The sequence below is a fragment of the Candidatus Omnitrophota bacterium genome (assembly GCA_028712255.1).
In the GTDB taxonomy this organism is placed as follows: Bacteria; Omnitrophota; Gorgyraeia; order Gygaellales; family Profunditerraquicolaceae; genus UBA6249.
In genome coordinates, this window is sequence record JAQTQJ010000014.1 from 19,179 (window position 1) to 43,156 (window position 23,978).

At 39.0% G+C, this 23,978-nt stretch carries 21 protein-coding genes; all 21 read right to left on the reverse strand.

All coding sequences use genetic code 11. The features are described 5' to 3' along the window. Positions 1 to 11: 11 nt before the first annotated feature. Positions 12 to 977, reverse strand: coding sequence for a glycosyltransferase (locus PHC29_06865; GenBank protein MDD5109206.1), 966 nt, complete (start codon positions 975 to 977; stop codon positions 12 to 14). Positions 978 to 995: 18 nt separating this feature from the next. Next, on the reverse strand, positions 996 to 2,327 hold the full coding sequence (locus PHC29_06870; GenBank protein ID MDD5109207.1) for a flippase: 1,332 nt from the start codon (positions 2,325 to 2,327) through the stop codon (positions 996 to 998). 1 nt (position 2,328) lies between these two features. Beyond that, positions 2,329 to 4,599, reverse strand: a complete 2,271-nt coding sequence (locus tag PHC29_06875; protein ID MDD5109208.1) for a glycosyltransferase — start codon at positions 4,597 to 4,599, stop codon at positions 2,329 to 2,331. Beyond that, entirely contained in the window at positions 4,596 to 6,191 is a 1,596-nt protein-coding gene (locus PHC29_06880; protein ID MDD5109209.1) for a hypothetical protein, read from the reverse strand. The genes PHC29_06875 and PHC29_06880 overlap by 4 nt, the downstream gene beginning before the upstream one ends. Positions 6,192 to 6,193: 2 nt before the next feature. Then, positions 6,194 to 7,261 (reverse strand): glycosyltransferase, encoded by a 1,068-nt coding sequence (locus tag PHC29_06885; protein MDD5109210.1) that lies wholly within the window; start codon positions 7,259 to 7,261, stop codon positions 6,194 to 6,196. An 8-nt stretch (positions 7,262 to 7,269) separates the two neighbouring features. Further along, entirely contained in the window at positions 7,270 to 8,427 is a 1,158-nt protein-coding gene (locus tag PHC29_06890) for a class I SAM-dependent methyltransferase (GenBank protein MDD5109211.1), read from the reverse strand. A gap of 1 nt (position 8,428) precedes the next feature. Continuing rightward, positions 8,429 to 9,325, reverse strand: a complete 897-nt coding sequence (locus tag PHC29_06895; GenBank protein MDD5109212.1) for an NAD(P)-dependent oxidoreductase — start codon at positions 9,323 to 9,325, stop codon at positions 8,429 to 8,431. A 3-nt stretch (positions 9,326 to 9,328) separates the two neighbouring features. Continuing rightward, positions 9,329 to 9,859, reverse strand: coding sequence for a dTDP-4-dehydrorhamnose 3,5-epimerase (rfbC, locus tag PHC29_06900; GenBank protein ID MDD5109213.1), 531 nt, complete (start codon positions 9,857 to 9,859; stop codon positions 9,329 to 9,331). Further along, positions 9,856 to 11,082: a class I SAM-dependent methyltransferase gene (locus PHC29_06905; protein MDD5109214.1), complete on the reverse strand. Its 1,227-nt coding sequence runs from the start codon at positions 11,080 to 11,082 to the stop codon at positions 9,856 to 9,858. Before PHC29_06905 ends, rfbC begins: the two co-directional genes overlap by 4 nt. Positions 11,083 to 11,087: 5 nt before the next feature. After that, positions 11,088 to 12,644 (reverse strand): lipopolysaccharide biosynthesis protein, encoded by a 1,557-nt coding sequence (locus tag PHC29_06910; GenBank protein ID MDD5109215.1) that lies wholly within the window; start codon positions 12,642 to 12,644, stop codon positions 11,088 to 11,090. A gap of 2 nt (positions 12,645 to 12,646) precedes the next feature. Next, positions 12,647 to 14,446 (reverse strand): LIC12162 family protein, encoded by a 1,800-nt coding sequence (locus PHC29_06915; protein ID MDD5109216.1) that lies wholly within the window; start codon positions 14,444 to 14,446, stop codon positions 12,647 to 12,649. Position 14,447: 1 nt separating this feature from the next. Then, entirely contained in the window at positions 14,448 to 16,046 is a 1,599-nt protein-coding gene (locus PHC29_06920) for a radical SAM protein (protein MDD5109217.1), read from the reverse strand. Further along, entirely contained in the window at positions 16,043 to 17,329 is a 1,287-nt protein-coding gene (locus PHC29_06925) for a DUF4910 domain-containing protein (protein MDD5109218.1), read from the reverse strand. The genes PHC29_06920 and PHC29_06925 overlap by 4 nt, the downstream gene beginning before the upstream one ends. Further along, entirely contained in the window at positions 17,326 to 18,120 is a 795-nt protein-coding gene (locus PHC29_06930; GenBank protein ID MDD5109219.1) for an AAC(3) family N-acetyltransferase, read from the reverse strand. The genes PHC29_06925 and PHC29_06930 overlap by 4 nt, the downstream gene beginning before the upstream one ends. Positions 18,121 to 18,179: 59 nt before the next feature. Next, positions 18,180 to 19,382, reverse strand: a complete 1,203-nt coding sequence (locus PHC29_06935) for a DegT/DnrJ/EryC1/StrS family aminotransferase (protein MDD5109220.1) — start codon at positions 19,380 to 19,382, stop codon at positions 18,180 to 18,182. Beyond that, positions 19,366 to 20,136 carry a glycosyltransferase family protein gene (locus PHC29_06940; GenBank protein ID MDD5109221.1) on the reverse strand — a complete coding sequence of 257 codons (771 nt, stop codon included), beginning with the start codon at positions 20,134 to 20,136 and terminating at the stop codon, positions 19,366 to 19,368. The genes PHC29_06935 and PHC29_06940 overlap by 17 nt, the downstream gene beginning before the upstream one ends. After that, positions 20,133 to 21,140, reverse strand: a complete 1,008-nt coding sequence (locus PHC29_06945) for an SPASM domain-containing protein (GenBank protein ID MDD5109222.1) — start codon at positions 21,138 to 21,140, stop codon at positions 20,133 to 20,135. The genes PHC29_06940 and PHC29_06945 overlap by 4 nt, the downstream gene beginning before the upstream one ends. 2 nt (positions 21,141 to 21,142) lie before the next feature. Then, positions 21,143 to 21,856, reverse strand: a complete 714-nt coding sequence (locus PHC29_06950; GenBank protein MDD5109223.1) for an N-acetylneuraminate synthase family protein — start codon at positions 21,854 to 21,856, stop codon at positions 21,143 to 21,145. Positions 21,857 to 21,867: 11 nt separating this feature from the next. Beyond that, positions 21,868 to 22,578: a glycosyltransferase family A protein gene (locus tag PHC29_06955; protein MDD5109224.1), complete on the reverse strand. Its 711-nt coding sequence runs from the start codon at positions 22,576 to 22,578 to the stop codon at positions 21,868 to 21,870. Between the two features lie 6 nt (positions 22,579 to 22,584). After that, the gene (locus PHC29_06960; GenBank protein MDD5109225.1) at positions 22,585 to 23,529 is read right to left on the reverse strand and encodes a GDP-L-fucose synthase; all 945 of its coding nucleotides are present in this window, start codon (positions 23,527 to 23,529) and stop codon (positions 22,585 to 22,587) included. 1 nt (position 23,530) lies between these two features. Next, the coding region (locus tag PHC29_06965; GenBank protein MDD5109226.1) for a GDP-mannose 4,6-dehydratase at positions 23,531 to 23,978 on the reverse strand (448 nt) is incomplete at its 5' end.

Below are 23,978 nucleotides of genomic sequence, written 5' to 3' on the forward strand. Positions count from 1 at the left end.
TTTTCCCATAATCAGTAACTTGTACATAGGAGTTCTTTGAAATAAATAAGCATATCTTTAACCCTGAAAGCGTAGGATTCGGATTTAAGAATAAGGTCTCGGCCTTTCTGAGCCCTTTCTAGCCTTTCGTCTTCATGTTTCAAATAATACTTAATTTTATTGACTAAATCTCTTCCTCCTTGTGAAAACTCAATAATATCGCCAAACTTATTTTTAGCCGATGGGATTGGATCGGAAATTAAAAAACCGTTACATGCCATTACATCATAAATACGGCCTATTACCGTATCCCAGTCCGCATGTTGCTGAATAGAACAGTTTAAAATAATCTTAGCTGAGGAATAAAGAATCAGCAGCTCATCCATACTTATCTGACCCAAAGAATGCGGTCTAAAAATCATCCTGGGTAATGGCCAGCCTTTAAAAGTTTTTAATCCCCAATTACCAAATAAGCCGAAGTTAAAATTAAAAGCTGGATAGATATACTTAATTGTTCGTTCTGGACCCTTAATATTATTCCCAACATAAGCAACTTCAAATTTGTATTTATCCTGCGATAATACAGGTTTAAAAAAATCTGGATCCGTAGCAAACGGGAGGTAAATACCTTCATAACCCAACTGTTGATGATAATCCAACAACTTTTTTGATGCAAACATATATCCATCGAAATTATAACTTTGGAATTCTTTTAAGGCGTTGTCATTACCTTCGGGGTATGCATTTTGAAAGAAGACAACGTGTTTCTTTGCTTTTTTGAGATCCGGTTTTTCTTTATTAAGATATACAAGAATATCTAATTTAACCTCCGGATATTTATTAAAAAGTTCACAATACTCAACCTCCGCGAATTTTAATAGTTCCTTACGAATAAATAAGGCCATATATTCATCGCCAATAAAATTCCTTCCCTGCCCAGGGTTTAATGATCCCAGCCCCCAGCTTTCACTATCAAGCAATTTAAAGCCAACTTTCATAATTTTGGGAATACAGTTTTATTTTCTAACATACTTAAGAAGGTTAAACAAGGAAAGTTGCATCCTTACTTGCTGCCTTGTTTTTTTAAAAAATGCAAGGCAAACTACTGACATTCCATAAGATATAGCCGCTGATAGAGCAGCTCCCTTTACTCCATAAAGCGGGATTAATACTAAATTCAATAGAATATTACTTGTCCCTGCAAAAATTGCTCTATATAGAATATACCTTTGTAGATTTTCCGCCATCAACCAAATATCGCTGGCTGAACCTAAACAAACAAATAAAGCACACCATATATGAATAGATAAAACGGTAGCTGCCCCCAGATATTGCTTCCCATATAAAAAATTGATAATAGCCCTAGACAAAATAATGTTAAAAATTACTATAGTTACTCCAGACAAAGCCGCACGATTATAATATTTTTGTATTTTCCGTAGATACGACTCTTCATCCACTTGTTTGTATTTAATAATATACGGGAAAATTGAACTTTTGATTGCTAAAGGAAAAAAATAAAACATTTCGGAAACCCTCACCGTAGCCGCATAGATACCGACTGCCTTATTATCAAGTATTTGACCAATCATTATTTGATCGATGCGGGTAAGAATCAAAGTAAAAATAGAAACGATGAATAAATACCAGCCATCATTTATTAAATTCCTAAGTATCTCAATTCTAAACAACCATGATATCAAAGATAATCTTTTCCATTGGTACATAATGACAATGACAATACTGCCTAAAATAATTTCTATTAAACTCGCCCAAGCAAATGCAATCAAAGGAGCGCATCGCATAATTAAAAATACTCTTACGAGACTAATAACTATGAGCGCAAAGCCTCTAGCCCAAACGGAATATTTTGATTGAATCTCAGCCTGAAAGTATAAATTTATTACATCAAAGGCCTGAAAAACCATCGCTGCTGCAGTAATACCAACTAGCCAACGGCTGAGTTGGTCATTTGGTTTAAACCAAAAAATAAAAACTATCGTCAGGCATAAAGCAAAAAACCCTCCAAATAACTTTAATAAAAATGCAGTACCCAAGATTTTATTTTTATCTAAAGGTTTTACCGTAATGTTGCGAACAATAATGGGATCAAGGCCAAACGTAGCGAAAGTACTGAATAGGGTGGCAAAAGCTACAGCAAAACTTAACATCCCAAACTGTTCAGGGCCTAAATACCGCGCAATCCATGAACCAATAAAAATTCCTAATCCTATACGTAATGCATTTTCGCTAAGAAGCCATCCAGTATTTTTAACTATTTTCTGAGAATCAGGGGATTGCTTTAATCCAGCTATCCTTAAAATTCCGGCTATTAAGTTATCGAACATACTATTTTTTAAACTGTGTAAATCCGTTTATAATCTTTTCAACTACCTTATTCCAATTATGGCGTTCAAGTAATTGTTCAGCCCAAAGCTGTATTTGAGTTGTCGATGCATTTAAAGCGTCATCCATAGCTTGAGCAAATGATTCATATGAATCATTTGAAAATGAAAAACCCCCTCCGCTCATTATTTCCCGAGTAGCAGGAAGATCTGAAAAAACTGGACATGCTCCGGCAATCATTGCTTCAACCGGCGGCATTCCAAAACCTTCATATTTCGAAAAGAATAACAATATTTTTGCTTTTGCTAAAAAATGCCTATACGCTGATTCAGATAGCCTTTGATGGTGCCGCCAACTCTCAAAATGAGGTAAATGTAAACCAGCCGGGATACTTCCTACTAGTTCTATGTTCCCTGAAAAACCACTCTCTTTTTGCCAGCGTTCGATAAATCCTACAGCTTGCTTGGTAAGCTTATGCGGCCAAGCGCTGGTCAACAATAACAAAGAATTACGTTCCGTAGAAAATGCGTCTTTTGAGCGGGTAAATCCGATACCAGCAACTATTACCGGTGGTAATTCTAATCTAAAATCGTAAGCTAGGCGTTTCAATTCACCTTTAGAAAAATCACTATTAGTGAAAATTAAATCGGAATTTTTAAGCGTCGCTTTTATACATTTAATAAAATAGATAATCTCGAACCAAGACATAGCCCCCGGATAGTTATTTCGGTAAAAATCATGCATTGCATCATGTATATAAACAGCTAGCTTAAAGCCGCGCGGTTTTAGCAAAGATGAAAATCCTTTAGGCAAAAAAAGCCATTGGCTGCCATTATTCCTTACCGCTCCATACGCTCCCCATTGATCCCAGATAATTCTTCCAATCTTGTTACCAATAGCTTTATTATAGTGCTGAGCAGATGCCTGGCCAGACAATTGCAACGTATCATCCAAAGTTGAATTAGTTAAAACGTCCAACCGGGTAAAACAAGAACGTAACGCTAGATTCTCTAAAAGCTGCCTGGATACGTTAAAAACTCCTAGTGATTTAGCTTGTCTAAAATTTTGGTCAGCAAGCGAGTAGGTTAAGGTTAAAGAATTTAATTTATTCTTATTTATTTCTATCGTTCTTCTATAAATAACCTCTAGGTCCCGATAGTTATTTTCCTTATTAAACTTCTCTCGGTAAATTAGATTTGCGTTTTCCCCCATTTGTATCCGTTCTTCATTATGGGAAAACAGATAAGAAATCTTTGCGGCTAAATCTTCTGCGTTTCCAGGCTCAAATAAAACACCGTTCACCCCATCGATAACAAACTCTTTAATAGATCCTAATTTACTCGCTAAAACCGGCTTAGAAGAAGCAAAACTTTCTAATATTACCATCGGCATATTTTCGTAACATTCCGAAGGGAAAATTATAAAAGATGAGTTGTTTATTACTTTAAAAACAGAATCCCTGTTTAATTGCCCCAAACATTCAACATTATCGTATGTAGCGGCACAATCACGTACTTCATTATTCAACGGACCGTCACCAATAATTTTTAAATTAAAAGTAGGATTGATCTTAAAAGCCTTCATTAGTGTCCCAATCCCCTTATAATCAACAATCCTACCGATGAAAACAGCATAATTACGGTCTTGCTTGATACCAGTAGGCTCGGTCGTTAAGAAATTTGTTTTTAAATACATTCTTTGCCCATCTAGTCCTAATTCAACGAATTTATCTCTGCTAAATTTACTCAACACTATGTATGAATCTATATTTTTAAAAAAAGAACCCCATTTATCAAGAAGTCTTGCCGAAAAAAAAGAGAGGAAAAAAGAATTCCTCCAGCATTTCCTCACTACTCCGTTAAAGAAATTCCTGTTTTTACATCTTTCACAGATCACCCCGTTGTTGAAGAAGGTGCCTTTAGAGCAGAAAAATCTATAATTATGGAGGGTTTGAACGATCGGGATACCTTCTTCTTTTAAGGCAGCATATACCGAAGTAGTAATACAAATAAAAATATTATGTACGTGCGCAATATCGGGTTTTTCCTTTTTTACAATTTCTTTTATTTCTTCATAAACAGTCTTGGAAAAACTTGGTTCCGTAAAAGCAAAAATAAACTTTTTAAGGAATGGAAGGCTTTTGATATACTCATTCGTTTTTTCATAAAGAATTACCTTGTGGCCGTGTTCTTCTAATAATTTTACTTCCGCATTGAATACCTCGTCTTCTCCGCCCTTTTCCAGATAATGATTGTGAATAACTAGGATTTTCATTGGTTTTTATTCTTTAATAAATAAGCTGAAGTTAACCCGAATAGACTCCATAGGGGGATCGCGCTATACGGCATTTCTAAAATCTCCAGAAAGTTGGCCGCAAAAAACCAATTTATTACTATGCCGATTAACAATACTCCGTTTACAGAATGCCTCTGGAAAGAAATCTTAACCAGAAAAAAGGCGAAAACCAGGAGACAGGTAATCATTAATATCCCCGGGATCCCGCCGCGATAGAGAATGTCGATATATGAATTATGCAGGCAGACCCATCCGTCCCTGCTCCATTCTCCCTGCCCCCAACCTAAAATTTCCAACGTCCGAGACCTAAAAGGTTTACCAAAATCAAATCCCCATACAGGCAACTTACTCCTTAATTCCTTCAAAGCCTCCTCCCAAATAAAGATTCTAAATAAGCTATTTTCATAAGGAGTATCGATGCTTCTTACCGGTGTAACCGGCTTTTCTGGCCTTATAACGGTAAGTTTATCTTGAAACTTTACAGAGCTCTTGGCACTTCCAACCCGGATGTCAGCTTTATCTATTTTTTTAGGACTGGTTTCTGGCAGCACAGTTGGAACATTTCCTTTATCAGGTATAATAATTAAAGGAGATGGACTTTTACTGGGAATCTTAGCTATAGGAGCAGTATTTTTTTCTTTAAAATAACTGGTTAAGGCTTTAATCCATTGTCTAATTTTGTTCTGGTCAATTTTTTTAAATTCATCGCTTTCTTCATTATATAACTTTATGTTAAATCTTGGCTCGATAAAGACAGGTTCTTTAATGCGTAAGAGTTCCATTGAATTGTTATATTTTTTAATAAGGACTTTATACTTTACCAAAGATCCTAACTCATTGGGATTAGAACTTCTTGTTACAGCATAAAAAATAAAGAAAATAAAAAACAAATAAAAAACAATTTTTTTCAGGTTATTTATCTTCGAAATATACAATAAACCGAAACCTATATACATAATCGCCAATAGATTACTAGTTATAAATGTACGCGAGGTATTAAATAATAGTTCATAAGGAAATACAGCCAAGAGTAAAATATACAAAATATATTTAAATTTTCCTTGCGGGCAAGAATTTATCAAAACCAGCGTTATTACCAGGCAGGTCAGAGAAAAATATGGATGGAATACCGAAAATTTAAAGATTAAAATAAATAGAAAAATCAAAAATAGTCTTCTCCTTGTTCCAAAGAAATCTTTTCTATAAAAACTGTAGCAAAAAACCGCGAAAAGTGGATAAAAGAATAAAACAGAATGTCTTAAGGCTAGCGAGCCCCAGAAAGAATAGCCCAGGAATGTTTTTACGCCAACGAAAATACAATATAGTAAAAGCAGGATGGAAAACATGCTTATCCTTTTACGGCTTAACAACCATTTCAGAACAAACAAAGAAAAGCAAATTGTAAAAATTATATCCCCTATAAAAAATGGCGCACCTATAATAGATAAATTAATATGTAATTTGGCAAAATTCCTATAATACAGCAGGTATCCTAACGAAAGAAAACCAACAAAAAACAGCCCGGCATAATCAATGATCTTACTTTTACCTTTTGCTTCCATTATATCCATCCCTAAGCCTCATTTTCCAGTTCTCTAACATACCTAAAAATAGAAGGAGCGATCTTGCTTCTCCGCAAACAGAGCGATCTTTTCGTTAAAGAAACCTTACGGATTACCTTCATAAGAATATCGAAATTAAAAGTCTTGGGCAGACAATTACCAATTTTTGCTATTACCGAAAAAAAACTACCCATTATATTTAAATGGCAATTGTTGCGCAGAACCCCAGATATTTTATAGACATCCTCAAAATTCCTGCATGAAATAGACTTATACCCGACATAATACAGCGATTTTTTAAGCCGTTTTGTTAACATTTGGACAGCCTGGCTACGGACCTCCGGAGAGAGATGCCTATTACCCTCCAGATTGCGAACCATCTTAAGCCAGCCCGGCCAGATAAAAGAAAAATCCCCCCGGCGGCTGGTTGACGAAGCATGGAATAAAAAAACAGCTCCCGGTTTTAATGAAACAACAAAGGGAAAATGAGCGGCTGCCCGTAGCATAAAATCCAGGTCTATAGCTGCGCCTACCTCCGTATCCAACATGCCGATTCGTTCAATAATCCTTTTGCAGAAAACAATCCCTGTCCAGGCAGGAGGGCCATTTTTCAATATTGCCAGTAATCCCTCCGGAGGTTGATATAATCCTGAAATCCATTTGAGTCCAAAAGAATCCCATATATTGCATTTATTATCCCTGAATAAAGTAGCTGTGACCAAGAAAGCTGCCCCAGGGTGGCTTTGAAAGCTCTCCACTGCAGTTTGGTAAAACTCCGGCAAAAGAATATCATCATCAGAAAGAAACGAAAAAAAAGGAGTTTCGACATGTTCCATTCCGTAATTGAAGTTTGGCAAAACTCCAATATTTTCGGGGTGACAATAATATTTTACCCGGTGATCATTCTTTGCTATTTCAGCAACTATCTCTTGAGTCTGATCCCCGGAAGCATTATCATAAACGTAAACCTGAAAATGCGGATAAGTTTGATTTAGCGCGCTCTTTATCGCGCGCCGTAATAATGTTGGCCTGCGGAAGGTAGGAATAATTGTTGTAATCAAAGGTGTTATTTTATTCATCCTTTTTGTTAATGCAATAAATTAACGTTTATATTATTGTTATGCAACAGCATCTTTACTTCAGAATAGTAATTCGGATTCATTAATACAACATCGGTAATCCCCCGCTCAGGCAAATTCCGATAAGAAATGATAGGGTGACCGGTCCCGGGGATAAATTTACCTTGCTTACGGGAGTTAAGATCGACAACTGAATCAATTAATTTTCGTTCAAAATCGACAAGGTTTATGAAAGTTACGCCTTTAGAACCACCCCCCCAAATTGCCACTTTCCCTTTTTCCGATAATTGCTTTAGGGAATTCTTCCATTTCTTGATTAGAATATCTTCGGCGGGCGTAAATTGCTCAGCTAATTGAGGAATATTACCGGGAGATCTCTTACTAGGTTTTTTCCCTTGCCCCAAATGCGCCTCTAACCATAGATATTGTCCGTTAAAAACATGCTCTATATCAATCACCTCAAACCCTGAAACGTCAAACAGCGTGGTTAGCGAATGAATAGTAAATAAAGAACAATGTTCATAAAAAAAATCCCAAATTACTTTATTCCGTAATATCCATTCCGCACATGGAGTCTCAAAGAAAACCCTAGCCTGAGGTGAATTCTTTAAAGCCGACTTTATCCGGCTAAGCAGCATTAAAGGATCGGTAATATGTTCGACAACATGCCTGCAAATTACGGCATCCGCCTTAACCTCAACGCAATCCGTTCCGTACAGTCGCTTTTCAAACCTTAACCTGCCGTCAAACAGGGTCGTTTCCCCTACATAGCTCGGATCAAATCCATAGCCGACATTCCCGTTTGATTCTTCGACAGTCAGTAATTTCAAAAACTCTCCTTTTCCGCATCCGACCTCCACAATTACACTATCACGCAGCACCTTTTCTGAAATTAAATAATTTGCGCGCTCTTTTAAATATTCTTGAAAAAATCCCGAATAGGTCTGCGCATTATCATAATTTTCCCCGTATTTTAACTTTGAAACATCAAAGGCAGCATTAAAAATAAAACCGCATTCGCGGCAGCATGATAGGTTCAGGTCGCCGCGCTCTACTTCAAGAGCCGACTCCTGGTCAAGGCTCACCAAGTTCTGGTGGACTGGAACCTGTTTACGCGATAAAAACACAAAAGTCTGGTTAGATCTACAAATAGGACAAGAAATCATATTATTTTTGGTTAATCAATTGATCCAATCCTGAAAAGATATCATACTTCGGTTTCCACCTCACTTCTTTAGTCAAACGGGCAATGTCCGCTAAAATCAATGGCGCTTCTTCAATCAAGCCGGGCTTAGTGCCAAAGCTGATTAAATCCCGACAACCCATCTTTTCCGCAATTATGGAAACAACTTCCTTTACCGTAATAGGCTGTCCTGAAGCGATATTTATAGGGCCGCAGATATCGCTGTTTAAAAGTTTAACAAATACCTCTGCCGCGTCTCCAACATAAAGAAAATCGCGGATTTGATTACCATGACTGCACCGCATAATCTCTTTTTTTCGTAAAGTGTGAATAACCGAAGGAACCAACCGTCTAGGGTTTTCGTAGGGTCCGTATAAATAAAACAACCTGCCCCAGGCATAGCTCAAACCTAACTGCGAAGAAAATTTCCTTAAGATATTTTCCAGGCTATTTTTGCATGCCCCGTAAAGGGTAGCCGGTTTTAAGGGAGTAACTTTTTCAGAACAATAGCCGTAATTCCAATCATATTCAGCGCAAGTACCGGCAAATACCGCCCTCCTCCCTCCATTCTTCACAAAATTCAGTAAAAGATCTAAACTTGCCTGCACCCAGCGGATATTTTCCAAAGAAACCCAATATTTTTCCGGCTCGGTATACCAGGCGAAATGAAGCAGGTAGCTCGCCTTTATTCTAGCGCACAATTTTCTTTGCGCAGCAAAATCTAGAAGATCGCATTTATGCCAGAAGAGTCTCGGATGCCCTTTAAATTTCGTTTTCCATTTACAAAAAACAGCATGCACTTCATAATTGCTTTTTATCAGGAACGGGATAGCTTGTCTTCCTATGAAACCACTTGCCCCGGTTAAAATAACCTTTTTCATAATTTAACCTTTAAAATCCGGATAACCTGAATCTTTTTTTGATAAAATACAGGGCGATATGGGCCAGCTGATCTTGAACTCCGGGTCATCCCATCTTAATCCCCGCGCTGATTCCGGATGATAGAATTCCGACATCTGATACAACACAACCGTATCATCAGTCAAAGATTGAAAACCGTGCGCAAAGCCTCCCGGAATATAAACCGATGCGTAATCCCGGTCAACCAACTTGATCGCCAGCCATTTACAATATGTCCGGGAACCCGGACGTAAATCAATTACTACATCATATATTGCTCCCCGGATACAACTTACCAGCTTTCTCTCTTTATGCGGAGCGATCTGATAATGCATACCGCGTAAGGTCCCTCTTTTTTTGTTATACGAAATATTGGATTGCCTAACCCGAAATTTCAAATTACGCTCCCCAAACTCCTTCTCGCAAAATGAGCGCGCAAAAAAACCTCTTGCGTCCTTTTTAAATTCCGGATTGATGACATAGAGTCTTTTTAGTTTTGTCTTTTTGAATTTCATTTTAAAATCCTCACTTCAGGGATTAACGTTACGAATTTACCTCCCCATCCCCTTACGGAACTGTTTTGAGCTATAATCTCTTCTTTAAGATTCCAGGGAAGAATTAATAAATAATCGGGTTTGGTTTTCAGTATTTTTTTGGGTGATTCAATGAGAATATGGCTTCCCGGCAGATATTTACTTTGTTTATGCGGGTTCTTGTCTACCGTATACTCTATAAAATTCGTCCCGATACCGCAATAATTAAGCAAAGTATTGCCTTTGGCAGGAGCGCCATAACCAACAATGGTTTTACCTTCTTTCTTTGCCTGATTAAAGAATTTCAGTATATCATTTTTCAGGGATCTGATTTTTTCTTCAAAAGTTAAATAAAAACGGATATCTGTATACCGGGCTTCCGTTTCCTTCTCTATCAATCCGGTAACCCGGTTCGAAATACTCCTGGAATTGTCCTCCCGGTGTTTGGCGTAGATACGTAAAGAACCCCCATGCGTAGGCAGCGTCTCCACATCAAAAATAGTAAATCCATGACCTGTAAATATTTTTTCAGCAGTTATAAGCGAAAAATAAGAAAAGTGTTCATGGTAAATCGTATCGAATTGCTTTTCCTCAATTAAATTCATAAGGTGAGGGAATTCCAGGGTAATTGTTCCCTGGGGCTTTAAAAGGATCTTTAAGCCCTTTACGAAATCGTTAAGATCGGGAACATGGGCTAAAACGTTATTCCCTACAATAAGGTCCGCAGATTTGCCTTGAGCGGCCAATTGCTTTGCCAGTTCAACCCCAAAGAACGCTACCTCCGTAGGAATACCTTTTTGTCTGGCGATATCCGCCACATTCTGGGCAGGCTCGACTCCCAATACGGGTATACCTTTTTTAACGAAATACTGCAGTAAATAACCGTCATTACTGGCAATCTCTACCACGAAAGAATTTTTACTAATTTTTAAAAAAGGGATAATCTTTTCAACATAATCCTCGGCATGTTTAAGCCAGGTCTCTGAATAGGAAGAAAAATATAAATAATTATCAAAAATATTTTCTGGGCTCTCAAACTCAGGCACCTGAACCAGGAAACAATTCTCGCATACATAGGCCTTCAGCGGATATACGGCCTCTGCTCTGCCTAACTGCCCCTCTGATAACAAGGCATTTGACAAAGGGGTTGAGCCGAGGCTTATAAATTCATGCTTCAGGAACGATGAGCAAAATCTACAATTCATATTCGCTATTGCTCCAGTAAAATTTCATTTCTTTTAATAAATTTCCCGTATAAATTATTCAGCAGCTCCCGGTGCTCTTTGGAAAAAAGACAATACAACAATATCGAAAAAAACGAAATTATACAAATTGTCGAAGCGGAAATAAAAAAATTAAAATTGCCTTTTTCGACAGGCAGGAATCTGAATATTTTCGAAGCGGAATAAAATAAGAAAACGCTGGGGATAATTGCCGGGAGCATAATCTTCTTCAGGAAACAAAGAGTTGTCATTTTTAAGAAGTTCTTTGAAAAAATGAAAAATATTACCCCCAAGATGCTAAAGGTAACAAATTTGAACAGGGAAAATGCTGCAATACCCAAGTGTGAAATAGTTAATATTATCCCTGTCCAATAAATAAGGGGAAGAATTGCGTTGACTATATACAGCATTCGTATTTTCTCTTGCGCAAGCATCAGGATTGAAGCCGGATAGGATAAAAATCCATAAATGAAGCAGGCAACCAGGAACTGTGAAACTACAACCGAAGGGCTATAGCCATTGCCAACCCAGGAATAAACAAATGGCTTCATTAAGGCAAGAATGGTAAGAATAGGAAAAATAACAATCGGGGCAATCAATATAATTGTGCTTTTATAAATCTTGCGCAGCCCAGGCTCATCTTTGAGACCAACAAAATGATTGAACCTTGCCAGAAAAGGACCATAGAGCATGCCAAACAGGGCCCTAAAGTAAGAAAGTAAGGTTAATCCAATAGCGTACAAAGCTACCTGTTCCGCGCCCAAAATCCTGGCTATGACAAAAGGGTCGATCTCATAGTATAAGATCGCCGTGGCTGTAATAAATAAAGAACCGAATGCAATATTTTTCGTTTTTAAGAAAATTTCCTTGGAGAATCGAAAAGACCTTAATAATAAATTAAAATCGTATTTATATCTTTTTATCGCAAAAGAGGCGGAAACAATACCCGCTACTACAGTCATTAACTGGCAAAAGAAAAAATATCCGACTATATCATATTTTGTATTGTTGAAGAAATAAATAACCGACGCTATCTTGGCCAGGTTAAAGATGATCAGAACCTTCTGAAAAAGAAAATCTTCCAATCTTATCCCATAAACAATCTGCATGAATCTATTCAACAGTATGGCCGGCGAGCTCAAGGCTAAAATAAACAAAAGACGGGAAGCGATCTTTAGTTCTTCCTGGCCAATAAGCTTTTTTATTAAAAATTGAGGATGGAATGAAAAAAATAACATTACAATACTGTAAAAAACTACAAAGACAAACAGGATAAAACCTACAAATCCGACTATCCTGATCTCTTCATCGAGGTCTTCTCTGGCGAAACTCTCACTGGCGAATTTGTACCCCGCATTGATAAATCCAAAATCCGCATAAATTAAGAAAATAGATACGGCGATACATAAGGAATAGATACCGTAAATTGAAGGAGTATGGCTAAGGCGTGGAATAACAATAAACATTGAAAGTAAATTTAACGCAATTGCCAGAATTTGCCAGAAATAAATCCTGATATAGTTGGAAAAATATACTTTTCTCATCCCTAAACTATGGCCCGCTTATTCTGGGTTACTATACAATTTGACATTTCTCGGGACCAATCCCTTAACCAGTTGGAAGAAGATTTTCCGAACCTATTCAAAAAATTACTTACGGCTTTTTGGCGCTTTGGTTCATTCCACCAGATTTCTATAGAACCATATACCGAATTCAACTGGTTAGCAGCTTTTACTGGGTCATCAAAAATTACAGAATTATTCTTCAGCTCAGCAATAAGTTCCCTGGCCTCATCCCTTATCATATTAGCTGCAAAACCAGGATTATAAAATATAACTGTAGGCTTCTTACAACTTAAGGCCTCCATAAAAGTGGTGCCCTGCAGTGGATGATCGGATATATATATAGAGCACTCATTCAAACTCCTGGAGAAAGGAATACCCCAGTCTTCAATTTTCACTTGGGGGAACTGATCCCTTATCCTCTCGCGAACATCCCAGCCCAAATCTTCCCTGTGAGGCCTAACCCTTAGTTGACGCTGCACTGTACCCGCGAGGCTTGATATAAATAGCCCTTGATTCAAAAAATAATCCTCCCAAAAACTTACTGACCAGGGAAATTGGACCAAATATCTGGGGTAACTGCCGGTAACATATAATAGCTTAAGGCTGTTTGACCTTAATTTTCTTTTTTTCTTTTCTATCAACTTAGGGGCAGGCATCGGCAGAACTTCCGCATAAGCATCATAACGCTCCCAACCCCAGGAATAAAATTTATCAACTAGCCCTAATTCGAAATCTTCGCCTAATAAATTTTTTGCAATACCATAATTACCGCCATGCTGGACTCCTAACAACAATGTCCCCTTTTCCGCAGATCCAGCGGCCCATAACTGAAAGGCGTTATCAAACCACCAGGAAATTGCGCTCATTATAGCTTTAGGCGCAGGTACGAATCTCTCTTCTGATTTTTCTTTCAGAATACTAAATCCCTCGACCATGTATTGAGGCATATCATAAGAGATAAGTGCAGCAAGCATCTTTTCAAATTTATTATCTCCGAAATCACAACTACCCAAGATCTTTCTTTTTGCATGATCAACAGGGAAAACAGGCAGAGGCTGATAACCCTGATTAACCGGCCAGGCAGAAGCTTTTGTATTAAATGACAATTTGAATAATGATAAATAAGGAAAATAAGTATTGCTTAAAAGGACTTGATTCTTATTTTGAAATATTTTACAGTTTTTTTCATAAGTACATCTCAAAGCCTTCTTAATCCATCCTCTCTTTCCCCCAAAATAGACAGCGACATCGGGCGTTGAAACCTTGAATTCTTTCGTGGGTAATTTATAACCCATCCAGGCCAAAATATTACTGTAAATCTGGAGGTTGTAATCGTCATTTTTAATATGGTTTATAAAATGGACTGTATCTTTAGGAATAATAAAACATCTTCTTTCCAGGCCGATGCTAGTGAAATCAGGATAAAGTTTGATAAAATGCTCGAGGTTGCTAAATCTGTCGAACATGACATGGATATAGAAAATAAGCCAGGACCCGAGAATTATGCGCCAGTAGCGCACGCTAAAATCCGTTCCGTGTATGCGGTTCATCTGCTTATGCAGAATTAAAAGAATACGCTCATAAACAATGTTCAAATAGCAGTATATCTGACCTGCTTCTTTTTCTTCAAAATAAACCGGTAGCGTTTCTGATACAATATTCCTCCAAAAGTTTCTCCGGCTGTATCTTTTACAGCCAAGACTTAAGAAAACAATCCGGTGAGAAGTATCCCAGAACTCTTCAATTGCGGTTGTCGCTAAAAAAGGTATATTTGTCTTCATTTTAACGGATAAATTCCAGTTTATTTTTAAAAAGTAGAATTCTCCAGAAGAAATCTCCCATTAGATATATAAACCTGTAGGAAAAAGCTTTATTTTTAAGGAATCCTCTTATATTAAAAGCTGGAAAAACTTTCAAGTTGGCCTTGATTTCAACTCCTTTTTGCTTTTTCGGAAGTTTCCAATTGTGGTTCTTCAGCCAGTTAATCCGACATTGTAAATTGATTTTTTCCTTCCAGAGCTTCACTTTTGCTAAGGGCTCCTGCGAAACATTAATATACTGGCTGAATTCTGTGGCATTTGTATCTGCAACCTTCAGAAGATAATCCTCCTGGCCCTCTAAGGTACTCACCAGAAAACCTTCCCGGAGCAGAAACTCATACGCAGGAGTCCCCGGGAGAGCCTGAAGATAATTAATACTTAAATCGGGCATATACGGCAAATCGCCGGTAGCCTCTTTTATAAAATCAATAGTCTCTTCTATTGTCTGGTCATTCTCTCCGGGCATACCAAGAACCAGCTGAATTACCGTATAAACACCGGCTTCAGCGCAAATCCTAGCTGCTTCTAAATTTTCCTTGCGAGTTGTATTTTTATCCATCATTTTCAGGATCCTATCGCTTCCGCTTTCCATTCCAAAATATATCGCCGTAAGCCCCGCGTTCTTGAGACGATGGATTATTGATGGGTCTTTCTTGATAATCGATACCCTTGCTCCTCCGATTTGGAATAATACATCTAAAGGTTTTAGCAATCTTATATATTCCTCTAACCATTCTTTGTTTTCCCCAAAGCATTCGTCGCTAATACAAAAGAAGCCGACGTTATATTTTTCCATTAGCTCCTTAATAGTGTTGATCACTTTTTGGACCGGCATGACTCGGTATCCTTTTATCCAGCGATGGCAAAATGTGCACCTGTTTATACATCCTTTCTCCGTAAAAATTGTGGCCATCTTCTTCCCTGACCTCTTAGCTTCATAAGAACGACTGTCATATATAAAATCACACCGGGACATAGGATCTATTATGTATTTCCCGATAAGGGAAAACTGTCTGATGACCCCATAATCCGGCTGTTCTATCTCTTCGGCATCCAACAGGATTTCAGGCTCAGTGACCTTACATTTATTGTCAGGCCCTAAAAAAGCAATACCTTTTATTTGATAGAGGTCGGCATTAGGCAAGAAATCTTTATACTTTTCCCAGTGTTTAACGAGTTGTAGAATAACCTTTTCACCTTCTCCCATTGCGCAAATGTCAACTTTGCATTTCTTCAGGATCACTTCGTAGGCTGCCGCCAAATTCCCTCCGAGGATGATTTTAGTATGCGGAGAAACAGCCTTGATTATCTTAACCAGTTCTTTAGAGTATTTATACCCGGTTGAGACAACCGCGCTTATACCTACAATATTGAACTGACCATCCTTAAAGAACTGCCATATTTTTGCTCTATCCGGTCTTTGAGCGTCAATATCATAAAACAAGGGGCTATATCCGGCTTTCTTTAAGATATTGAATAAGCTTGTGCAGGCTACCGGAGGAAAGGGATCAGGAGTGGCTCTCAGCGCTATATTACAAAGCACGATTTTTGCTTCGCTCATTTCTTGACTTCCTCAACAAGTCTATACTCTTTTAATTTCTTAATGATAGGGGAAAGTTCCCAAATAGGCAGATTGATTTCTTCAGCCACCTCTAAGAGGGATTTCTTTCCGTCTGTATAGGCTAACAAATCCATCATGGCGTTTACCTGTTTTTCGCTGCCTTTCCTGCTTAAGGTCGCATACAACCGTCTCCTGCCTAATTGAGGCTCGCATAAAACCGTTGTTCTAAAGATGTCATCATTTTCCAGGCACTCCAGGCATTTCTTAAGCGATCCGTAGCCGCCTGATAAACCTACGGGAGTTACCAACTCAAGATTATCCAAAGAAGTATGGTACTGTGGATACTCACCGTATTTTGTCCGCATCAGAGAACAAACAGGCAGATCAATACTCGGGCTACAATATTGCCTTTCATCAGAACCCCTATCCAGGTAGCTATACGAAATGTAATCACGATGCATATGCTTGAGAACATGCAAAGCGATCCGGTCTGCCTTAGTATTCCCTTTCCTGGATGGTAGATAAGAATATGAATTATCATCCCCTACGCAAGTAATATTAAAGCCGGCAATAACATTCCTCTTCATGATTTTCATGTTACGGCTGAGGTACACAATCGATCCGATTGTCTCGGGAATGAAAATAATCCTGTATGTATATTCCCGCTGGCTTAAACTCATTAGCCACTTTGCCAGAAACGTGGTAACGACAAAACCGGATAAGTTATCATTAGCCAGAGAAGGATGGCAAATATACGTAGAAAGGAGGACTTCTTTTTTGCTGCGTCCCGGCAGAATCAACTCTCCGTAGGTAAGATTACCTTTTTTTAAATCTGAATCAATATATGCCTGGTATATCCCGGGCTTAAGTAGTAATCTTTGCTCTTGAGATATACAAAAACCCCATCTCTCTTCATAATAGGAAGTCACATAGGGAACTGCGGTCGGCTGAGTTGGAAGGGAATAGAGGTGATCATTTAATTCCGCCAAAGATATCTTTTTATTGACCGGCATAGAATAACCCGAGACGCAAAGGTTGGATTTCTGAAAATCCAGGATCTTATTGCCATCAGGATCAATAAGATAGGCATCCCGGATATTCCATTCCTTAGGGACAATCCAATCAAAGCATTTCTTCCCGCTAGGAACCTCAAATATTTTAATCCCAGGAAGATGCTTTTGGATTATAGCTAAAGTCAGGCGCACGCCATTGCCTGTAATGCTCCTGCAGATAGGGAACAACTTAACGCATAAAGCATGCATTTCCTGGCCTAAACTTATCATTCTGAAGCTTCCCCTTCTAGGATATAAAGCAGGCCCCTGGCCTTATTCGAGTCAATAGCCTTAGAAACAAAATCATAAACTGAGTTTGCCGAAACTACCCTTAAGCCCGGGCCTTGATTCGGTCGACAACCAGTATACAAACCCTGTTGCCATAATAATTCGCCCATTGGGTTAACATGGGTGAGTACGCCTTTCTTAAGATCCCTGACAAACAGGCCGTAAGTTCTGAATTCCTTCAGGCCATCAATGTCTATATACCCTCCCGAGAATGTTTTATGATAGCGGTAAGAGACATTGCGCATTTCTTCAATATAATGATAAAAAGTCATACTGAGCTGCTCGGATAAATCTAAAACTGCTATTTTGCCTCCCAACTCATGGAGAATAGCAAAGGGGGAGTCTTTACCGTAACCACTAAAGTTATTTACATTCTTGAACCTATCGGAATCTTTACCAATTGCCGCAAAAGAATAAATTGGATGACCGGTCCTAACCGCTGCCAGATGCCTCCTCCCGGCTTCTGTCAATGCCCCCATTTGAGATACGGTATTCCGGATATCAAAAGTAATACCATTAGCAAAATTGAAATTAAAAAGCGGCAATAACAAAGTACCGCCGGAGCCTACGGTATCCAAAAAAGATTCAAGAATAATCTGTGGCGATATAACCTGCGATTTAAGCAGATACCGCCTAAGGGTCCTTTTGGTATCACTGTGAATTAATACAATATCCCCTTCTTTAATACCGCAATCGAACCATTCTTTTGCTAATTGCTGCCTTACACTAAGCATACCTTATCCATATTTACAGGTACCTTGTACCAATTGATTTAATTCAAAGACATACTAAACTATTTAAAATAGGCAATGGTCTTGGCTAATGCTTGAGCCTTGCGTCGCGCTACACCCTTATCTAGGTAATTAGTTTTAAACTGAAATAGTTTAGGCTGTACTGCCTCGGCATTCGGACAAAGGCCTGATTGGTATTCTTGAACCTTACCTTTGTAATATGGACAGGTAAGCGGACAACCTTTTTGGTAAAATACTTTTTTCTGGAAAACAGGCTCAAGGTAAGTTAACTTCCAGGCAGAATATATACCATCGCCGCCCAATTCAATATATTTCTTGCGAAAATCATACCAGTTCACGCCGGCATCCTCACTGAGCTTTAAGACATACGTCCAGTATGAATGTTTGTAACCTGCGGGGACTTTCTGCGGCTTGAGCCAAGCGCAATCCTTAACAGCTTCGGAATAAAAATAAGCTGACTCAATGCGTTTTTCGACCATATCTTCAAGGCGTTCAACCTGCGCTAAGACAACAGCTGAACAAAGCTCCGAGAGCCGGTAATTAAATCCTACTTCCATATGCCTATCGTAAAGCGGATCCTGTATATCGTCCCTCGTGATCTTCCCTTTAGTCGCACTGACACCAGCGTAACCCAAGCTATTAAATCTCCTTACCTTATCTGCCAATTTTTCGCTGTTTGTAACAACCATTCCACCTTCCCCGCTGGTAATATGTTTTGAACTTTGGAAGCTAAAGCTTGAAAGGTGGCCTAAGCTCCCCACAATCCTGGCTTTGTAATACCCAAGCAAACATTGTGCATCATCTTCAACAACAGTCAAATTATGTTCCGCTGCAATTTTCATTATCTCATCCATATCCGGAGATAATCCATAAAGCGCAACCGGTATAATAGCTTTCGTCCTTTCGGTAATCTTCTTCCTGATGTTTTCGGGGGAGATAGTAAAAGTGTCCGGGTCGATATCGGCGAAGACGGGGATCGCGTTAGCATGAATAACGCCAAAAGCAGTGCTCGCCATAGTTAAGGGCGGAACGATAACTTCATCACCCGGACCAATACCTGCCGCCACAAGGGCTGCATGTAATGTTGCCGTTCCGTTGACGAAAGCGATTGCGTGCTTCATCCCGATTTTTTTAGCAAAAGCTTCCTCAAGGAGCTTGGTCATTTGGTTGCCTGAAGAGGACCTGAACTGATTATCCAAGACTTTCAGGACATATTTACGTTCTAAACTACCTATTCTCTTCATTAATTTTCTCCTCCGATACGGATTTTTTGTACCCGAGATTTCTTTCGATCCCTTCATTTATCTGTTTAAGTTGAGGTTCTCTTTCAAGAAGGCGTAGTATGTCTACGATTAAAAAAATACGACCCGGGGTATATAATCGCGAATATACTTCACGCGCAAACTCTAAATCTTTCTCCGTATCAAGCGTCCACCTAAGACCTGAAAGGTCTTCCTCGCATTCAAAATTCAGAATCGAGAACAAATTTGGGTGGTTCCATATATATGGAGTTACATGCTCCCTATCCGCCGAACCTTTCGCTTCTTTCCATGCCTTCTCCAAAGCAGAAAAAGTGAATGCTTCTATGTCAACGCCTTCGGGATACGTCGGTTTAATAAAATTACTGACGTAATCGAGGTTTTTATTAGAAATAAGTATTCCTACAGCCTTATCAATTACTGCGGGCTCTTTAAATGGGTCATCCGCCGTTATGCGGACAATAATATCTGCGGAGAATAATTTAGCACATTTATAAAACCTATCCAGAACGTCTAATTCATTTCCCCGGAAAACATCAATACCGATTGATTCACAATACCCGGCTATCGCATCATCTTCTTTTCTTTTTGTTGTGGCTACTACAATCTTATCAGTAAGCTTGCTATGTCGCGCCCTATCTACGACATGGAATAAAAGCGGCTTTCCGCCTACTTCCATTAAGGCCTTACCGGGCAACCGGGTTGATAACATTCTTGCCTGAATAATACCCAGAATCATGAAGTATAAGATTCCTTCCTTTGAGTAAACCACTGTGTGAGGTCGGCTCCGCCTGCCCAGACTATACATTCTTTACAGACTTTGGCAGGCTTTTCTTCACCGGAAACTTCGGCGCGCCTTAATCTCTTAATCTCAGCACCATTCCATATATCATGCAGCGTACTCTTAGAAACATCCCCGACAACGGCTGAAAGATCCCAATCAACGTTACAAGCAGAAACCTTTCCGCTCCAATTAACGGCGAGCATATACCATAACAAAACACACGGATATCTTTGTGGTTTTACCTCATCTGTGACTTTCACCTCTTTAATAGCACCGCTCCAATGATGGATACCGGTGACCTGGACGTTATCGGCTAAACCCTGCCACTTATCCATAAATTCGTTTATTTCGCTGCTTGTAACATCGGCAAACTCCATTATCTTCACCCTTATAAAAGGCCTACTCAATCCTTTTTCCTTCTTATAGCTTAATAAACCCCGTATATTTGACTCGATCTTAGCCAGAAGATCGGCTCCCTTCAATTTTTTAAAGGTACCCGCCCTGGCAGCATCTATACTTATCGTAACATCATCAATGCCTGAATTTAAAAAAACCCCCCAATGTTTCTGGTCCAGTAAAAGGCCATTTGTATTCATATGAAGCGTTTCTGCGATGCCGCTCTCATCTGCATATTTAATCATATCGTATATTTTTGGATGAAGAAGCGGCTCACCATCTTTGTGAAAATTTATCATCTTTAGCTTTTTATATTCTTTACACTCTTCGGCTAACTTTTTAAAAAGTTTAAAATCCATGTAGCCGACTTTTCTGATATCCTTGCTTCTGGGACAGTAATAACAACTAAGATTACAATTATTGGTAGGTTCTATGTTAAGCACAAGCGGGAAATCATTATTCACATGTTTCTTTATATAATCAGCTGTCAGACAAGTCAGTGTCCCTTTAACATAGCCGTCCATCATCTCTTTATGATATTCTGCGGTTGGCCCCCGGCCCATAGTTATCCTTTCGCGGAGATTATCTCTTCTGCTAATTTTGAAAAATACGCTATTTTCTTTAATTCATCAGGATCCATGCTGCAGCGATGGTCCGGACCGTGCATATTTTTATCGAGAGTAAAATGTTTTTCGATAATCCGGGCTCCTCTTGCCATGGCAACCATACTGGCTTCTATGCCGATAGTATGATCACTGAACCCCGCGTATTTTAAAAAATCTACCTTTGAAAATTTTAAGTCCTTAAGAGGCGTGGGGTATTTTGCTATACAATATAGAAAATCAACTTTTCCTTTAGTATCTATTTTGGGGAATTTTTTGCCTTTATACATACCGAGTGAAATTATCATATCTTTGCCGCTTCGCGCTGCGGCAGCCATAAGGCCTTTATTATAAATTGACCTGCTGGCGATTTTAATTTTTTCTATCCCCAGTTCTAAAATCCAGTTAAGCCTTGTGGTGTCAAAAATCGAAGCTAAAAACTCAATGCCAACCCTGTCGCATTCTTGCTTCAGTTCTATAACCTGTTGATGATCAAGTTGTGCTTGTTTTGCTTCTTTATACCACTCAAAATCCTTGTTAAATATCAAATCAACATCGTAAAGCTGGAACTTAGCCACATCCGCTCCGCATTCTTTAGTTACAGAAATCATTCGTTTAGCCAAGCCCATATCGCCATTATGATTCTGCCCTATCTCCGCAATAATAGTAGTATGCATTGTAATACTCCCTATGCCCTATGCTTATCTTTTAATTTTTTCATATGTTTGCTGCTATTGGCCCTGTCACAAGACAGGCTATACGGATGCTGCCTGTATCTATAAAGCGGAAAGCTTATGTGGGAAATTTTACAATCCTTGCAAAATCTGATCTGTAGGTCCTTTTCTTCATGCATCCTGAATTTTTCATCGTACATTCCTACCTTGATCAGCTTATTCCTTCTAAACATTATTCCGCAGGCAATCGGCAATTTTTTGCATGAATTTCTTCCAATGATTCTTTCCTTGTCATCAATTAAATAATAATCGCAGGCAACAGCCGCATATTGACGGTTAAAATCCAAAAACTCCGTCATAATAAAAATAGCTTCTCTGTTTAGATAATCATCCGCATCTAAAAAAATTATATACTTCCCCCTAGCTTTCTTAATCCCGGCATTCCTGGCTACGGCTAAACCTGAATTTTTTCTTAAATATATTTTTTTAATTAGTGTCCCGTAAGACTCTATTATTTCCCTAGACCAATCCGTGCTCCAATCATCTACTACAATTATTTCATATTTCTCATGTGGATAATTTTGAACAAAAGCGCTTCGCAATGAGCGGTTAAGATACCTAGAATAATTGTAGCTCGTTATTATTATGCTTACCTTGATCATCTTCTCCTGCCTTTCAAAAATTACAGGTTTTAAATGGCGAACCGCTAATAGCAATATCTGCAAATTCCATCAATTATTTACCTTCTTTTTTTCATAACAGGAAATCGTATTCTTTAATCCTTCTTCAAACGAAACCCGTGCCTTAAAACCGAATTCCCGTTTTGCTCTGTTGATATTCAGGCTCCTTCTGGGCTGGCCGTCAGGTTTTGTTTTATTCCAAACAATTTTTCCCTTAAAATTAGTAAACTTGGCGATTAATTCGGCTAGATCTCTAATTGACATCTCAAAACCCGCGCCTAAATTCACAGGGTCGGATTTATTATACTTTTCAGTAGCCAGAATTATCCCTTCTGCGGCGTCTTCTACATATAAAAATTCGCGTGTGGGTTTACCTGTGCCCCAGACAGTGACAGAGTTTTTCCTCTGCCTGATTGCGTCAACGCATTTTTTGATCAAAGCGGGAATAACGTGTGAAGATCCCGGGTTAAAATTATCTCCGGGGCCGTATAAATTTACCGGGAGCAGGAATATTGAATTGAATCCGTATTGTTGGCGATACGCCTGGGATTGCACCAAAAGCATTTTTTTGGCTAGGCCGTAGGGCGCGTTGGTTTCTTCGGGGTATCCATCCCAAAGGTTCTTTTCCTTAAACGGAAGCGGGGTAAATTTGGGATAACAGCAAATAGTCCCGATTGCCACAAATTTCTCAATCTTCCGCTGCCTCCCCATTTCCATCATTTGGACTCCCATCATTAAATTATCATAAAAGAATTTCCCGGGATTCTGCTTATTTGCGCCGATGCCGCCTACAACCGCCGCTAAGTGGATAACCACATCCGGCCGGGCATCCCGGTAAACCTTCCTTACTGAATCCATCTGTACCAAATCGTAATCTTTGAGCTTAGGGACAAAAACCTTCCGGCAGCCGCGTTTCTTCAACTTATCCACAACATAACAACCAAGAAAACCGTCCCCGCCAGTGACCAGGATACGCTTATTCTTTACTTTAATCATCTTAATCCGCTCTCCACCATCTATGCGGGAACTTTTCTTTCAAGATCCTATCGCCGACACCAATGGGCTCAAGGCCGGCAAACCGCATATCAGCATCCACCATAATCTTTACTAAATCATCAAAAGTGGCCCTTGGTTTCCACCCCAGGATCTTTTTGGCCTTAGCGGGATTTGCTCTAAGTATTTTTACTTCCGTAGGACGAAAATACCTCTTATCAATTAATACATATTTTTTCCAATTTATTCCCGCGTAGGAAAATGCCGCCCGCACAAATTCTCTTACTGAATGCGTTTGGCCAGTGCCTAAAACAAAATCATCCGCTTTTTTCTGCTGCAGGATTTTCCACATACCTTCAGCATACTCCGGAGCAAAACCCCAATCGCGCTTTGCCTCCAGGTTACCCAAATAAAGCTTCTTTTGCCTGCCAGCAATAATATCTGCTACTGCG

Coding starts and splice junctions, on each gene's coding strand:
- PHC29_06865 (MDD5109206.1), bottom strand. CDS start 977: ATGAAAGTTGGCTTTAAATTGCTTGATAGTGAAAGCTGGGGGCTGGGA.
- PHC29_06870 (MDD5109207.1), bottom strand. CDS start 2,327: ATGTTCGATAACTTAATAGCCGGAATTTTAAGGATAGCTGGATTAAAG.
- PHC29_06875 (MDD5109208.1), bottom strand. CDS start 4,599: ATGAAAATCCTAGTTATTCACAATCATTATCTGGAAAAGGGCGGAGAA.
- PHC29_06880 (MDD5109209.1), bottom strand. CDS start 6,191: ATGGATATAATGGAAGCAAAAGGTAAAAGTAAGATCATTGATTATGCC.
- PHC29_06885 (MDD5109210.1), bottom strand. CDS start 7,261: ATGAATAAAATAACACCTTTGATTACAACAATTATTCCTACCTTCCGC.
- PHC29_06890 (MDD5109211.1), bottom strand. CDS start 8,427: ATGATTTCTTGTCCTATTTGTAGATCTAACCAGACTTTTGTGTTTTTA.
- PHC29_06895 (MDD5109212.1), bottom strand. CDS start 9,325: ATGAAAAAGGTTATTTTAACCGGGGCAAGTGGTTTCATAGGAAGACAA.
- rfbC (MDD5109213.1), bottom strand. CDS start 9,859: ATGAAATTCAAAAAGACAAAACTAAAAAGACTCTATGTCATCAATCCG.
- PHC29_06905 (MDD5109214.1), bottom strand. CDS start 11,082: ATGAATTGTAGATTTTGCTCATCGTTCCTGAAGCATGAATTTATAAGC.
- PHC29_06910 (MDD5109215.1), bottom strand. CDS start 12,644: ATGAGAAAAGTATATTTTTCCAACTATATCAGGATTTATTTCTGGCAA.
- PHC29_06915 (MDD5109216.1), bottom strand. CDS start 14,446: ATGAAGACAAATATACCTTTTTTAGCGACAACCGCAATTGAAGAGTTC.
- PHC29_06920 (MDD5109217.1), bottom strand. CDS start 16,046: ATGAGCGAAGCAAAAATCGTGCTTTGTAATATAGCGCTGAGAGCCACT.
- PHC29_06925 (MDD5109218.1), bottom strand. CDS start 17,329: ATGATAAGTTTAGGCCAGGAAATGCATGCTTTATGCGTTAAGTTGTTC.
- PHC29_06930 (MDD5109219.1), bottom strand. CDS start 18,120: ATGCTTAGTGTAAGGCAGCAATTAGCAAAAGAATGGTTCGATTGCGGT.
- PHC29_06935 (MDD5109220.1), bottom strand. CDS start 19,382: ATGAAGAGAATAGGTAGTTTAGAACGTAAATATGTCCTGAAAGTCTTG.
- PHC29_06940 (MDD5109221.1), bottom strand. CDS start 20,136: ATGATTCTGGGTATTATTCAGGCAAGAATGTTATCAACCCGGTTGCCC.
- PHC29_06945 (MDD5109222.1), bottom strand. CDS start 21,140: ATGGGCCGGGGGCCAACCGCAGAATATCATAAAGAGATGATGGACGGC.
- PHC29_06950 (MDD5109223.1), bottom strand. CDS start 21,856: ATGCATACTACTATTATTGCGGAGATAGGGCAGAATCATAATGGCGAT.
- PHC29_06960 (MDD5109225.1), bottom strand. CDS start 23,529: ATGATTAAAGTAAAGAATAAGCGTATCCTGGTCACTGGCGGGGACGGT.